This is a genomic window from Nonomuraea antri (assembly GCF_013283785.1).
Lineage (GTDB): Bacteria > Actinomycetota > Actinomycetes > Streptosporangiales > Streptosporangiaceae > Nonomuraea > Nonomuraea antri.
Map to the genome: position 1 here is coordinate 1 of NZ_JABCPZ010000275.1, position 13,686 is coordinate 13,686.

The 13,686-nt window shown below is 71.7% G+C and carries 14 protein-coding genes; 5 read left to right on the forward strand and 9 right to left on the reverse strand.

Annotated features, from left to right (window positions below; all coding sequences use genetic code 11):
* Positions 1–186, reverse strand: a 186-nt coding sequence (locus HII36_RS47930) for a hypothetical protein (protein WP_173530058.1), incomplete at its 3' end; no start/stop codon positions are given.
* Positions 187–198: 12 nt separating this feature from the next.
* Positions 199–1,053 (reverse strand): hypothetical protein, encoded by an 855-nt coding sequence (locus HII36_RS47935; protein ID WP_173530059.1) that lies wholly within the window; start codon positions 1,051–1,053, stop codon positions 199–201.
* Between the two features lie 258 nt (positions 1,054–1,311).
* On the opposite strand from HII36_RS47935, the gene HII36_RS47940 reads away from it, so the two are divergent.
* The 3 genes from HII36_RS47940 to HII36_RS47950 all read left to right on the forward strand — a co-directional run bounded on the left by HII36_RS47940 (position 1,312) and on the right by HII36_RS47950 (position 5,442).
* Positions 1,312–3,132, forward strand: coding sequence for a sialidase family protein (locus HII36_RS47940; protein WP_173530060.1), 1,821 nt, complete (start codon positions 1,312–1,314; stop codon positions 3,130–3,132).
* Between the two features lie 64 nt (positions 3,133–3,196).
* Entirely contained in the window at positions 3,197–4,375 is a 1,179-nt protein-coding gene (locus HII36_RS47945; protein ID WP_173530061.1) for an agmatinase family protein, read from the forward strand.
* A complete protein-coding gene (locus HII36_RS47950; protein ID WP_173530062.1) occupies positions 4,375–5,442 on the forward strand; it encodes a solute carrier family 23 protein in 1,068 nt (355 codons plus the stop codon). Before HII36_RS47945 ends, HII36_RS47950 begins: the two co-directional genes overlap by 1 nt.
* 292 nt (positions 5,443–5,734) lie before the next feature.
* On the opposite strand, the gene HII36_RS47955 is transcribed toward HII36_RS47950, so the two are convergent.
* The 5 genes from HII36_RS47955 to fxlM form a co-directional block, all read right to left on the reverse strand.
* Positions 5,735–6,532, reverse strand: a complete 798-nt coding sequence (locus HII36_RS47955; protein WP_173530063.1) for a DUF2382 domain-containing protein — start codon at positions 6,530–6,532, stop codon at positions 5,735–5,737.
* 175 nt (positions 6,533–6,707) lie between these two features.
* Positions 6,708–7,256, reverse strand: coding sequence for a DUF4142 domain-containing protein (locus HII36_RS47960; RefSeq protein ID WP_173530064.1), 549 nt, complete (start codon positions 7,254–7,256; stop codon positions 6,708–6,710).
* A 32-nt stretch (positions 7,257–7,288) separates the two neighbouring features.
* Positions 7,289–8,611 carry an RNA polymerase sigma factor gene (locus HII36_RS47965; RefSeq protein WP_173530065.1) on the reverse strand — a complete coding sequence of 441 codons (1,323 nt, stop codon included), beginning with the start codon at positions 8,609–8,611 and terminating at the stop codon, positions 7,289–7,291.
* Between the two features lie 25 nt (positions 8,612–8,636).
* The gene (locus tag HII36_RS47970) at positions 8,637–8,972 is read right to left on the reverse strand and encodes a YciI family protein (RefSeq protein WP_173530066.1); all 336 of its coding nucleotides are present in this window, start codon (positions 8,970–8,972) and stop codon (positions 8,637–8,639) included.
* Between the two features lie 107 nt (positions 8,973–9,079).
* Positions 9,080–10,225, reverse strand: coding sequence for a methyltransferase, FxLD system (gene fxlM / locus HII36_RS47975; RefSeq protein ID WP_173530067.1), 1,146 nt, complete (start codon positions 10,223–10,225; stop codon positions 9,080–9,082).
* Between the two features lie 175 nt (positions 10,226–10,400).
* Between fxlM and HII36_RS47980 the strand changes: the two genes are divergently transcribed.
* Complete coding sequence (locus tag HII36_RS47980; protein WP_173530068.1) at positions 10,401–10,700, forward strand: iron-sulfur cluster biosynthesis family protein; 300 nt, start codon at positions 10,401–10,403, stop codon at positions 10,698–10,700.
* Positions 10,701–10,852: 152 nt separating this feature from the next.
* On the opposite strand, the gene HII36_RS47985 is transcribed toward HII36_RS47980, so the two are convergent.
* A complete protein-coding gene (locus HII36_RS47985) occupies positions 10,853–11,833 on the reverse strand; it encodes an acetylxylan esterase (RefSeq protein WP_173530069.1) in 981 nt (326 codons plus the stop codon).
* Positions 11,834–11,961: 128 nt separating this feature from the next.
* Here HII36_RS47985 and HII36_RS47990 point away from each other — a divergent pair, with 128 nt between their 5' ends.
* Positions 11,962–12,246: a hypothetical protein gene (locus HII36_RS47990; protein ID WP_173530070.1), complete on the forward strand. Its 285-nt coding sequence runs from the start codon at positions 11,962–11,964 to the stop codon at positions 12,244–12,246.
* 5 nt (positions 12,247–12,251) lie between these two features.
* Here the strand turns inward: HII36_RS47990 and HII36_RS47995 are convergent.
* On the reverse strand, positions 12,252–13,686 hold a 1,435-nt coding region (locus HII36_RS47995; RefSeq protein ID WP_173530071.1), incomplete at its 5' end, for a hypothetical protein.

Consider the following 13,686-nt stretch of genomic DNA (forward strand, 5'->3'; position numbering starts at 1 on the left):
GGCCGGGACGGAGACCTGGTCGTCGGCGGGCGGGGTGAGGGGGAAGTCGAGGCTGCCGCGCGGCGCGCGCTGGAGGGGGACCTCGTGCAGTTCGACGCCGTACGGGTGGCGCCTGGCACGTTCCGAGGAGGTGTCGCGGGGCTCACGGTTCTGGCGGGCGGGCAGGTGCCTCGGGGGGGTTCGCATGGCGCTTGTCTCCTACCAGGATCTTGGCGGGGTCGAGATGGTGCGCGGCGCGCCGTGGTTGATGACGCTGGCGGCGATGCGGCGTTCCGTCAGGCTCATCTGGGGGCGGGCCGCCGAGCTCGGCCGTGCGGTGGCCGAGCCGCGGATCATGGAGCTGGCGTGGACCCACCGGCGGGTCTCGCTCAGCACGTCGCGCCGGGCTCTGTCGAGGTCGCGGTGCTCGCCGTAGCGTTCGCACACGGCCCTGGACAGCACCCGCGCCATCACGAGGTGTTCTTCGCAGCCCTGGGCCACCCGCGATTCCAGGCCCATGACCTGCGCGAGCAGCAGTTGCAGGTGCGGCAGCGCGGAGCTGCGGTCGAAGTCGCCGAGTTCGGCCAGCCGGTGCGGCCAGCGCAGCCGGTCCTCGACGGCCGCGCAGGTGGCGGTCACGACCTGCGCCGTGGGCCGGTCCTCAGGCCGCTGACCGGCCAGTTCGACGGCCTGCCTGGCGGTCTGCTCGAAGTCGGCGAGCCTGCGCAGCCCGCTCTGCAGCAGCCGGACGCGGTGGTGCAGGCAGGCGGCGCTCCAGCCGAGCACCAGCAGGCGGCCCGCGTCGGCCTCGCAGTGCCAGCCCACCAGTGACACCTCCCTGGCCATCCGGTGGTGCAGGACCCACGACTCCTCTTCCCCGATCGGTTCGAGGGTGTCGATCCACACCTGCAGCCCGCCGGGTGGCAGTTCCTCGACGCCGACGTCCATGCCGGACGCTCGTGCGCAGATGCGCTGCACCACCCGTTGCTGGCGGGCCATCTCCGGCGCCACCGGTCCCTCACGGATCGGCAGCACCCGTTCTGGTGCCACTCTCGCCCGCGGCTCGATGCTCATCTCCGGCCACCTCCATCCCAGCCCCGTCTTCACCCGCTACGTAAATTGACACTTAATTATTGCGCTTGATCCTCGCCAGATCCCGGATTTCTGTCAACTGTCACTTTACGAATCGAGTATGTGTGCCAGCCCGCCCAGCCGGGTACGCCCCGGCGGCACGGCACGGCGCGACGACGACGCGCAGGTGAATGCGGGTGCGGGCGGCCTCGATGATCTAAAGTCCGGAGGCGGAGAACCCGTGAACCCGAGGAGCCGGCGATGCTGCTGCCCAGGGCGATGCTCACCGCCGCGTGCCTGGCCTCAGGCCTGACTGGCGTCCCGAGCCCAGCTCACGCCACTGACGGCTACTGCGTGCTCCCCGACAACTCCGACCCACCCGGTCCCGGTGACACTTACCTAACCGCCCCGGGTCCTCAGCCCGCCTGGGTCCATCCCAACCCAGGGCCCGCGGCCCGCGAACCGACGCCTGAGCAGCGGCTGGAGTTCGCGGGCTTCCCGAACGTGGCGGGCTTCGACGTGCTCGGGCCTGGCGGGGTCCCGGCGGTGAAACTGATCGCCACGTTCTCCACGAACATCGACAAGGTCGCCACCCTGACGAGCGGCGCGGCCGTCTCCTCGGACGGCGGCCGCACCTTCGGGCCGATGACCGGGACGCCGCTGCGCGAGCCGCCGATCGAGCTGCGCGACGGCCGGCTGTTCGCCACCGAGTACTACCTGCGCAGGACCGGCCCGCACACCGCCCGGCTCGGCGTACTGACCGCCGACCCGCACGAGACCGGCGGCGCGCGCGGGGCCGGCGGCTCGCGGGAGGCCGGGGACTCTGATGAGGCCGCCGGCTCGTCTCAGGCCGCGGACGTGCTGGACAGCGCCGAGGGGTGGGTGCACGCCACCGCGACGCTGACCACGCCCGGTGAGCTGGCCGGCGGCGGGGCCGCGCACGGCCGTCCGATCCAGCTCGCCGACGGCACCATCCTGATCACCGCCTACGCCCAGTACCGCAACCCCGACCCGCGGCTTCCTGGAACGTTCCAGGCCGAGCTGTACGCCAGCGCCGACGGCGGCAGGACGTTCACCAGGCGCGGCGTGATCGCCCCGCCCGACCAGGGACGTCCCTTCAACGAGGCGGCCGTCGCCCAGGTCGCCGACGGCAGCCTGCTCGCGGTGCTGCGCGGCGAGGGCGGCCGCTACGCGACCCTGCACCAGAGCCGCTCGCACGACGGCGGCCGCACCTGGACCCCGGTGCGCCCGCTGCGCTTCGCCGGCCAGGACTGCGTGGTGCGCGGCGTGGCGCCCCGGCTGCTGCTGATGCCGAACGGGGTGCTGGTGCTGAGCGCCGGGCGTCCCGACAACTGGCTCGCGATCTCCCCCGACGGGATCGGCGAGAGCTGGCGGCAGCAGCGGGTGAGCTACCACAACCGCGACGGCAGGTACGATGCGCACGGCTCCTCCGGCTACACCGGGATCGCCGCGGTCGGCCGCGACCGGCTGATCCAGGTGTTCGACAACTGCAAGCTGCCCGGCGTGGGGCCCGACGGCGAGCTCAACGAGAGCGCCTGCCCCGACCACGGACGCTTTGAGGAAGGCGGCTGGTACGCGATCAAGCGGCGGCTGTTCACCGTGGTCGACCCGTACCCCGGGGCCAGGCTCGACCTGGCGGCCCTGCATCGGCGCGGCGAGCTGCGGATCGACACCGACCTGCGCTGGACGAGCGCGAAACGGCCGCGCTCGCGCCCAGAAGCCGCCTTCGACGGCAGCACCGGCTACTGGTCGAGCGCGGTGGCGGCCGGGCGCGGCACCTACGTGCTGCGTTTCGACCGGCCGCAGGATCTCACCAGGATCGGGCTCAGCCTGCGTCCCGGGCATCCGGCGAGTGCGAAGGTGTATCTCGCCGGGCGGAACGGGCGGTGGGGCCGGCCGGTGCTTACCGTCCGCGACCGGGCCGACTACGCGCTGCGTTACACGCCGCTGACCGGGCGGACCCGCCAGATCAAGATCGTCACGTTGCCGACGGCGGGCTGCGAGGCGGAGATCGGGCGCTCGTGCAGCCTGCTCAACGAGATCGAGCTGTACTCCGACTGAACCTTTCCGCAATCCATGCCCGCCCGCGCGTTGTGCTTTTCCGGTTCGCGTCCACAGACCAATCATGGGCATCGATCCGAAGGACCTCCGCGGCGAGAAGGCGAAACGCCTCGAGGACGAACTGACCGACCGCAGGTACCAGGAGGAGCTTCGGCGAATGCATCGCCTGGGACTTCCGCCGGCCGACTCCATCGAGGACCAGGAACTCGCCTCGACGTTCCAGCGCGGCGAGGTCCCGCATTTCTCCGGCATCAAGACGTTTCTCAAGACGCCTTATCTGGAAGACGTCAATCTGGTCGGCGAGCACGAGGTCGCGGTGGTCGGCGTGCCGCTCGACACCGGCACCACCTACCGGCCAGGACCCCGTTTCGGGCCCGAGGGCATGCGCAGCATCTCCGCGCTCTACTCGCCTTACTATTACGAGCAGGGCGTGGATCTGCGGGAACAACTCGACATCGTCGACGTGGGCGACGTCTTCATCACTCCGGCCAATCTGGAGAAGGCCTTCGACCAGATCACCAAGGCCATTCAGCACATCGTGTCCAACGGCGTGTTCCCGGTCATACTCGGCGGCGACCACTCGATCGGGTTCCCCACCGCCAGAGGCGTGATGAACGCGTTCGGCAAGAAAATCGGCGTCATTCATTTCGACCGGCACCTGGACACCCAGAAACGCGATCTCGACGAACGCATGCACACCACTCCGTGGTATTGGGCGGCGCACGAGCTGCATTTCGACATGGGCAATCTCGTGCAGATCGGCATCGGCGGCTGGCAGGTGCCCAGGCCCGGCGTGAGCGAGGCGCGCAAGGGCGGCTCGGTGGTGATCACCGTCGAGGACGTCGAGGAGCACGGCCTGGACGCGGTGGCCGACCTGGCGCTGGAGGTGGCCTGGAGCAACGGCGCGGAAGGCGTGTTCCTGTCGTTCGACATCGACGCGGTCGACCCCGGCTTCGCGCCGGGCACCGGCTGGCCCGAGCCCGGCGGGCTGTACCCGCGCGAGGCGCTCAAGCTGGTGCGCCGCTTCGCCGCGGAGGGGCTGCTCGGCATGGAGGTGGTGGAGGTGTCGCCGCCGTACGACACCTCGGACGTGACGTCCCTGCTCGGGGTGCGGCTGATCTGCGACGTGCTGGCGGCCTCGGTCAGCGCCGGCAAGCTGGGCCGCGACAGGAGCGGCGCGCCGCAGACCGCGCGGGCCCGCGAGATCGACGACCATGAGACCGGCGGGGGCGACGGCGCGTAGTGTTCTCCGCCATCCTCGCCGCGCTCGGCATGTGCGCGGACGGGCTCGGCGAGGGACTCTACGCGGTACGCAAGGGGTTCAGGGCCCGGGCCATGGCGATCGGTTTCGCCGTCGCGGCCGTCCTGACGGCCGTGACCCGGGTGATCACGCCGCTGAACTTCACCGTCGAGTCCGTGGCCGTGGCCACCCAGAGCGTCAAGCGGGCGCCCCAGATCTACTGGGTGGTGGTCCTGTCGGCGCTGCCCACCGCGGTGCTCGGCCTGCTCGGGCTGTACGAGCCGCTCATCGAGCTGTTCGACGAGGGGGTGATCGCCGGCGCCATCGCCGGGGTGGGCATCATGCTCGCCGCGGCCGGGGTCGGCTACATCCGCGACAGGAAGGCCACCGGCATCGCCTCGACCGTGGCCGGGGTGTCGGCGTTCCTGCTCACCGACGACCTGGCCGTCACCGTGGTCGCCGCCATCGTGGCCGGGGCGCTGGTGGCCAGGTTCCTCGGGCCGCGGCTGGGCGACGAGCCCGAGGAGGAAGAGGCGCCCGAGATCGAGAGGCCGCGGCTGATCCCGTTCGACTGGCGCGAGATCGTCTCGCGGCCCGTGCTGGTGGGGGCGCTGTCGCTGTTCGCGCTGCGCGTCGGCACCGTGGTCTCCTACGACTCGGTCAACTCCGAGCTGGCCGGGACCGAGCCGCGGCTGGACGAGGTGTTCCTGGTGGACGGCGTCGCGTCGCTGGCGGCGGGCCTGTTCGGCGGCGCGCCCATGGAGCCGACCCCGTCGCCGACCGCGGGCACCGACCTGCCCGTCGTCTCGGTGGTGCTGTTCCTCGGGCTGATGACGGTCATCACGGGCCTCGGCCTGGTGGAGCGGATGGGACGCTGGGTGCCGCTGGAGTCGGTGGCCGGGTTCCTCATCGTCATCGGCATGTTCGTGGTGCTGCCGGACAACATCGGCGACGTCGACCACCTGCCCGACGCGGTGGCGATGGCGGTGACGGCGTTCAGCAACCCGTTCTACGGCATCGTGGCCGGCGAGGCCATCGCACTGCTCGAACAGGTGCTGCCTGGCGCGTGACGTGGGCCCCCCCGAGAGGCGCGTGATGTGGGTGGCCCCGAGAGGCGCGTGAGGGGGCATCCCGAGAGGGGCGTGATGTAGGTGCCCCGAAAGGCGCGTGACGGGGGCGCCCTGAGAGCGCCCCCGCCGAGACCGCACATCGGATCCCCGGGGACGTGCTCACCCGGCCGCGGCGTCCGTGCGCGCGGAACGCGCCCAGATCCCCGGCGGTCTCACCGCACTCCGATCCGGGCGGTCTCACCGTTCCGAGCGGGCCGGACGCGCGCGGGGGCGTCCCCCGTCACACGCGGGCTCACCGCTCGGGCGGAATGTCGTCCTGGTTGCGGACGGAACCGTCCTCGTCGACCTCGAGCCGTTCCTTGCGAACCTGGCCCCGGACGGTCTCCTGGCGCTCCACCTTCTCCTTGTGCACGTGCACGCGCTCGACCGGCTTGGTCTCCTTGCCGACGACCGGGCGCTCCTCGTACAGGATGATCTCCTCATCCTCTTCGCCGATCTCGTGCGGCGTCACCCGCTCGCCCTCCCTGATGGGCCGGCGCTCGATGGTGACCTCCTCGTGCGAGAGCGGCACGTTCTGCTGCACGTCCTCGGTCTCGACGTACTTGTGCAGCCTGACCCGGCCGGTCTCCCTGCTCTCCTTGCCGACGTGCAGTTGCTCTTCCGACCTGGTGATGTCAATGTCGCGATCGCCGGTGGCCCGGCCGCGCCGTTCCGCGCCGGTGCGCTCCCCCGCCTGCGCGCGGCCCTGCTCGGGCTTGCGCTGGGTGGGGATGTTGGACGGCTGCATGCCGTAGTAGCGGTAGAGGTCGGCCTCCTCCTCAAGGGACAGGCGGCCGTCCACGTCGATGTTCGGCGCGCCCTTGATCATCTCCTTGTCGAAGGGGACGCGGATCTCCTCCCCCGATCGGCGCGCGTTGGCCAGCGGGACGAACGTCTGTTTCGTTCCGAAGAGCCCTGTACGCACCGTCACCCACTCCGGCTCACCCGAGCGGTCGTTGAGGTAGACCTGGCCCACCTTGCCGATGTGCTGACCGTCCGACCCCACCACGTGGCAGTCGAGCAGGTTGCGGATCTCTGTTTGCAATGCCACGACGATCCCCCCGTTTGTTCGTCCTGGTTCAAAGAGGACAAATACCCCGGGAGACTGCAATCGCACACCTAGCGTAGGCAGTTTTTGCCCCGCCTCGTCCTGTCGTGACGCTGTCAGTCCACTTTCTGTGCCGTCTGTACGTTTTTTGACTTTCCGTCCGCTTTGCCGGGCGAGGTCAGCCGGCCTTCTGCAGGGCGGCCAGATGATCCTCCAGGGCCGGGATCGCGGACTTGGCCAGCGCGACCACGGAGGGTGACGAACCGTTCGACGCCTCCTTCTTCGTCGCGGTCAGCGCCGCCGTGTGCGCCTTGGTCATCGCGGCGATCCACTCCTGGTCGAAGTCCCGTCCCGACGCCTTCGCCAGCCTCTTGGCGACCGCGGCGTGCTTGCCCGTCACCCCGTCCGGCAGTTGGACGCCGAGTTTGCCGGCGACCTCGGTGACCTTGGTGTCGAGCTCGGTGTGGTCGTCGACCAGCATCTTGCCGATGGACTTGACCTGGTTGCTCGCGCCCTTGCTCTCCGCGAGCCGCCCGGCCTCGATCTCGGCCAGGTTCCCCACGTGGATGATCTTCAGCCAGGCCCGGTCCACCTTGGAGGGCTGGTCGGCGGCGCTCGGGCTGGCGGGACTGGCCAGGCCGGCGGAGTGGGTGGGCGCGCTCTCCCCGCAGCCCGCCAGGACGGAAGCGGCCGCGACGGCCAGCACGAGAGTCAGACGTGTACGCATATGTCGTCCTATGACAAAGTGAAACTCCTTCGTTACTCAGCGTAATCGTTGTGGTGGCCGTGGCCTGGGAGCCCGCCGAACCTGGGCGCGTCCGCGCCTTGGCCGGTGATTTCCGTGGCGCGGTCGAGCAGCGCGCGGCGTTCCTGTTCGCTGTGCGCGACCTCGGCCGCCTGCCTGAACAGGGCCGCGGCTCGTGCGTGGTCGCCGAGTCTGGCGGTGAGATCGGCCTCGGCGGCGATGGCCAGCGGGTGCCCGTCCAGCGCGCCGCCGGAACGCGAGTGCGCCAGCAACGCCAGCCCCGCGCGCGGCCCGTACGCGTAGCCGTGCGCGACGGCCCGGTTCAGCTCCACCACCGGCGTGGACCGGATCCGCGCCAGGGCGTCGTAGCAACGGGCGATCTCCGGCCAGTCGGTGGCGGAGACGGCGGGGGCGGTGGCGTGACAGGCGGCGATGCGTGCTTGCAGCGCATAAGGCCCACTACCGGTCAGCTGCGCGGTGTCGGCGTCGGTGGCGGTCTCGGCGAGGAGGGCGAGTCCTTCGGCGATCGCGGCGCGGTCCCAGCGGGAGCGGTCCTGACGGTCGAGGGGCAGCAGGTTGCCCTCGGCGTCCTGGCGGGCGGCGTGCCGGGAGTGCTGCAGGAGGAAGAGCGCCAGCAGCGCCGTCACCTCGCCCTGGCCCGGCATGAGGCGGCGCAGCAGCCGCGCCAGCCGGATCGCCTCCGCGGCGAACGCCGGTTCGCCGCCGGCGTTGTAGCCCTGGGTGAACAGCAGGTAGAGCACCGCGAGCACGCCGGGCAGCCGCTCGGCCAGCGCCGGACCGGCCGGCACCCGGTAGGGGATGCCGGCCTCGGCGATCTTCCGTTTGGCCCTGGTCAGCCGGCGGGTCATGGTCGCCTCGGTGACCAGGAAGGCGCGGGCGATCCTGGCGGTCGGCACCCCGCAGATCGTCCGCAGGGTGAGCGCTACGCGCGACTCCAGCGCCAGCGCCGGATGGCAGCAGGTGAAGATGAGCCTCAGCCGATCGTCCACGACCTCTTCCTCCTCCTTCGCCCCCTCCCCCGCGGCCGGCGCGTCGCCGTCCCGGCCGCGCGAGGCGAGCGTGGCCAGTTCGGCCAGCTTGCGGCGCTCGGTCGAGGCGCGGCGCAGGGTGTCGATCGCGCGGTTGCGCGCCACCGTCATGAGCCAGCCGCCGGGGTTGTCCGGCTCGCCCTCCGCCGGCCACCGCTGCACGGCCAGCGCCAGCGCCTCCTGGGCGCAGTCCTCGGCCAGCGTCCAGTCGCCGGTGACCCGGATCAGCGCGGCCACGATGCGCGGGTAGGCATCGGCGGCCACGCACTCCAGATCGTCGTCGTTCACCGGTCGCCGGCCTCCAGTTCGTCGTTCACTGTTCGAAGTCGGCGAACGGGCGCAGCTCCAGCCGTCCCTCCCGGGCCATCGGGTGCGTGCGTGCGACTTCGATCGCCTCGTCCAGGTTCTCGCATTCGAGCAGGTCGAAGCCCACGATCACCTCCTTGGTCTCGGCGAACGGGCCGTCCGAGAGGATCAGTTCCCCCGCGCGCACCCGGACGGTCGTCGCCGCGGACTCCGGCGCCAGCACCGCGCCGCGCACCCGGCGGCCGCGGGCGTCGTTCTCGGCCACCCACGCCTCGATGTCCGGCCAGTTCTCCTGGTCGGCGTCGGGCTCGGGGTCGGTGCAGACGAACATCATGTACTTCATGGCTGCGCGCTCCTCACGTCGATGGCGTTTCACCATGGTGACGAACGGGCGCCGGGATTCCGGACAGGCCCCGCACCGATTTCTTCCACGTCCTTCGGCGGCGGGGTTCAGGGGTAGGTGACGACCAGGGTGGTGTGGCGTTTGCGGACGGTCAGACCGACGCCCTCGGGCACCGGGGTGCCGGTCGGGTAGGCGTCGATGCGGAGGTCGTCGGCTCCGGGGCGGCCGGCCTCGTCCCAGTCGGCGACGTGCGCGGCCAGGTCCTCGGCGAGGCGGGCGGCGTCCGGGCCGTGGCCGCGGGCCAGCATCGGCTGCCGCGAGGTCAGCCACGCCAGGTTGTCGCGCTCCGCCAGCCCGATGCTCATCCCGTAACCGCCGTCCAGCTTGCCCATGAGCATGCACCAGCGCGGGTCGCGCAGCGCCAGCCACAGGCCCGCGCCGACAGCGGCGGGCATCGGCGCGTCGGTGTCGCCCACCCGGGTCGCGACGTCGACGGGCGCGGCGTCGAGCGCGGCGCCGAGGTCGCCGAGGTCGCGCGGCTCGGCCAGTTCGAGCATGAGCTCGGTGCCCGGGCCGAGCACGAGCATCGTCTCCGTGCCCGCGAACGGGCCGCGCATGCGCATGAAGCCGCAGGGCGCGACCGATCGGCTCGTCCAGTGGTCGCCGTCGCGTTCCATGGCCGCCGACACCTGCATGCCGCGCAGGTCGAGCGGCGCGACCAGCCGTCCCCCCGCGCCGAGCTGCCCGGCCCAGGCGGGCGCGAGGTCCCACGCGCCGACGGTGGCGATCAGCCGGTCGTACGGCGCCCGCGCGGCGTGCCCCTGTCCCCCGTCGCCCAGGACGACCTCGACCCGCGGCCGCCCGGCTGCCAGCAGGTGCGCCCTGGCGCGCTCGGCCACGTCCTGGTCGATGTCGACGGTGACCACGTGCCCCTCGGGACCGGCCAGGTGGTCGAGGAGCGCCGCGTTGTAGCCGGTGCCCGCGCCGATCTCCAGCACCCGGTGGCCCGGTTCGACGCCGAGCTGGTCGAGCATGGTCGCCATGATCGACGGCTGGGAGGAGGAGCTGATCGGCCGGCCCTGCTCGTCGCGTTTGGTGACGATGGGCACGTCCTCGTACGCGGACTCCGGCTCGACGCCGGGCAGGAAGAGGTGCCTCGGCACCGCGAGCATCGCGGCGGCGACCCGGTCGCTGACGGCCTGACGCCGGCGCAGCCGCGCCACCATGGCCTGCCTCTCGGACGCGTAGTCCATGCGGCCATTGTGGCGGCTCGTGCCGATCCGCGGGGGAAGATCGGAGACTCCGGGCGGGCGGCCTGGCGGCGGAATCCTCGGCGTCCTCGGTAAAGAATGCGCGATGGAGGATTGGACCGGGCCAGAGGGGGAAGGGCTGGCAACTTCTGAACGTCGACCGTGAGGAGGAGCCGTAGTGCTCACCCTGACAGCCAACGCAGCCCAGGCGATTCGCGATCTGACGGCGGGCGCGCCGGAGCAGGCCCGCAGCGGGGTCCGCATCGCGTCCGACGGCGAGGGCGCGAACTCGCTCACTCTTTCGCTGGCCACCGCTCCGGAGCCGGCCGACGCGGTGGTGGAGTCGGAGGGCGCGAGGGTCTACCTCGACCCCGTGGCCGCGACCGTACTGGAGGACAAATCGCTCGACGCCGGCGCCGACGACCAGGGCAGCGTGTCGTTCCTGGTCACCGAGCAGGGTGCGGCCCCCGCCCGCTGAACCGGCCACAGGTCATGGCGGGCCGTCGCCGGTCCGGTGCGGAGACGCGTACCGGACCGGCGGCCCCGGCTGCGCTCAGCCGTCGGCGACGTCGGCGAGCAGTTCGCGCAGGTAGCGCTCAGCCGTCGGCGAGGAGTTCGCGCAGGTAGCCCTCAGCTGTCGGCGAGGAGTTTGCGCAGGTAGCGGAGCTGCTCCTCGATCTGGAAGCCGCTGCCGCCCTCGTGCCCGTTCCACGGCCAGACGGTGATCTCCTTCGGCCCCTGCCAGTGGTTGTAGGCGGCGAAGACCGTCGACGGCGGGCAGACCAGGTCCATCAGCGCCACCGAATACAGCGCGGGCACCCGGGCGCGGGCGGCGAAGTTCAGCCCGTCGAAGTAGGCCAGGGTCCGGAACACCTGCTCGGCGCTCTCCCTGCGGGTGGCCAGAAAGCGGACCAGCTCCTGGTACGGGTCACGGTCGGTGATCTCCACCGCGCGCCTGAAGTGGGTCAGGAACGGCACGTCGATGAGCGCCGCCTTGACCTCGGGACGCAGCGCCGCGGTGGCCTGCGCGATGCCGCCGCCCTGGCTGCCGCCGGAGACGACGACGCGGGTCTCGTCCACGGCCGGGTGTGCCATGGCCACGTCCACCGCCCGAGCGGCGTCGGTGAAGACCCTGCGGTAGTAGTAGTCGTCCGGGTCGAGGATGCCGCGGGTCATCATGCCGTCGGCGTGCGGGTGCGCGCCCGCGCCCGGGTCGCCGGTGGCGCCGGGACGTCCCGGGTTCGCGCCGCCGTGGCCGCGGGTCTCCATGACGAGCACGGCGTACCCGGCGGACGGCCACAGCAGGTGGTCATGCGGGAAGCCGCGGCCGCCGCTGTAGCCGATGTAGTGCACCACGCACGGCACCGGGCCCCGCGCGTCGCGGGGCAGCAGGAACCAGCCGTTGATCCGGTGGCCGCCCCATCCGGCGTAGGAGACGTCGAACACGTCCACTGTGCTGTACGGCAGGTCGTACGGGACGAATTCGGCGGCCAGGTCGTGCTGCGCGGCCTCGGCGAGCGTGCGTGCCCAGAAGTCGTCGAAGTCGGCGGGCTCGTCGCGGTCGGGCAGGTAGCCGCGCAATTGGTCGAGCGGCAGGTCGAACAGGGCCACAGGGGTCTCCATACTCTCGAGGAACGGTGATATTTCACCCCATTTCGCCTGATGTCCGCTACGACCCTCTCCATCCGTGGCGTGGGCGGCGGTCGATAGTCGTCCCGTTGCGGGGTAGTCGTGCTCAGATGAGCGAACTGAGCGAGCGTGTCATCGAAGTCCCCTACTCCCACCTGTATCCGGGAATCGTCCTCGACGCCCCCGCCGGCACGGACGACTTCCTCATCCTGTTCGCCGACGACTCCGAGTCGCGCGTGCAGCTGCTCGCCGACGACACCGGACGTCCCGTGCTCAGGGTCGGCGGCTACATGACCGCGCGGGGCACCGTCGTGGACGAACGCGTCTGGACGGTGCGCGAGACCGTGCGCGACGGCGGCCGCGTCAGGCTCCGGCTGGGCCGCTCCCTGCACTGACCCGGTCAGCGGCACGCGCCCGCCTTCGCGTCCGACACCTTCCAGGACGCGCCGGGGAACGGGGACATGAGGTGCGTGACGAGGTCCACCGCGTAGTCGGGGACCTGGTCGCCGGGGTCCAGGAACGACACCATCTGGGGTCCGTCCGAGCCACGCAGAGAGATCGCACCGGTGCGGGTCCCGGCTGCCGTGAAACCTGGGCGGGTGGCCACGGTCAGGCAGGCCAGGCGCACGCCGGCCGCCGAGATCTCCTGCCTGGCGCCGATCGGCCGCATGCGCTGGTCGTAGCGGCGCGGCGCCAGCGAGTCGGTGGGCGTGAGGCGTAGCGCGTCGGCGAACACGTCCGCGCCGAGCTTTCTGCTCAGCTTGAGCCGCAGCGACACGTCCGGCCGCAGGTCCACGCCGGACGCGGCCAGGTCGAGCCGGTCGTACGCGCCCTCGAAGCCCGGGGCCAGATAGCCGAGCGCGGGCGGCGCCTTCAGCCCGAACGGGATCCTCCCCGGACGCACCCGCAGCCATGACATTCCGCGCACCGCCAGCGACACGTCCTCGATCGAACTCGGCCCGAGCCCGAACGTGCCGCCGACGTGATAGGTGAGGAACCCCTTCGTGTACGGCACCTCTCGCGCGATCGCGACGGACTGCCTGGGCACCTGGGGCATCGCCAGCCCGGCGCGCACCTCGATCCGCCCGGTCGGGGCGGGCTTGGACACCAGGTCGATGGACTGGTCCGGGTTCTGCCTGATCGTGGTGTCCGCGGCCAGGTCGGTGACCGCGAGCGAGATCCGGCCGAGGCGTCCTGCCGGGTCCGCCAGGCGGCCGTCCACGGTCAGGCGGCCGTCGAGCGTTCCCCGGTCGGCGCGGTAGGTCACGGCGGGCACGTTCAGCCCGGCCGCCGAGGCGTCGGCGTCCACGCCGAACACGGCCGGGACGTCGCCGAAACGCAGCTCTCCGCTGCCCGTCCCCGGCACGGTGACGCGGGCGGTGAGCCGCTTGACGGGGGCGGAGTTCCGTACCCGGATGCGGGTCTTCGCGCCGTACGTCCCCTCCACCGCGACCGCCGCCGGGACCGGGTCGACGGCGACATGCCCACGCAGCCCGGCCACCTCGGCACGGACGTCCAGGGAGCCGAGGGTGGCGGGCGGCTCGATCCGGTAACCGGCCCGCACGCCGTTGCCCTGGACGACGTCGAACGGCCCGAGCTCCATGCCGGTGATCGCCGGCGGCAGCCCGGTGAGCGTGGCCCTGGCCTTGACGGGAACGGGCGCGATGACGGTGCTGGCCAGGTGGACGGCGAGGGTGCGGCGCGCGGGGCGGTAACCGGAGAACGTGAAGGTCTTCCTGACCGGGTCGACGGTCACCTGATCGGGCAGACCGGCCAGATCCAGGTACGCCTGCACCCCGAAGCACCCCCGCCCGGCCACACAAAACGCCCCTGCC

Excerpts from the sequence above, each read along its gene's own strand:
- HII36_RS47935 (WP_173530059.1), bottom strand. The coding sequence starts at position 1,053 with ATGAGCATCGAGCCGCGGGCGAGAGTGGCACCAGAACGGGTGCTGCCG.
- HII36_RS47940 (WP_173530060.1), top strand. The coding sequence starts at position 1,312 with ATGCTGCTGCCCAGGGCGATGCTCACCGCCGCGTGCCTGGCCTCAGGC.
- HII36_RS47945 (WP_173530061.1), top strand. The coding sequence starts at position 3,197 with ATGGGCATCGATCCGAAGGACCTCCGCGGCGAGAAGGCGAAACGCCTC.
- HII36_RS47960 (WP_173530064.1), bottom strand. The coding sequence starts at position 7,256 with ATGCGTACACGTCTGACTCTCGTGCTGGCCGTCGCGGCCGCTTCCGTC.
- HII36_RS47970 (WP_173530066.1), bottom strand. The coding sequence starts at position 8,972 with ATGAAGTACATGATGTTCGTCTGCACCGACCCCGAGCCCGACGCCGAC.
- fxlM (WP_173530067.1), bottom strand. The coding sequence starts at position 10,225 with ATGGACTACGCGTCCGAGAGGCAGGCCATGGTGGCGCGGCTGCGCCGG.
- HII36_RS47990 (WP_173530070.1), top strand. The coding sequence starts at position 11,962 with ATGAGCGAACTGAGCGAGCGTGTCATCGAAGTCCCCTACTCCCACCTG.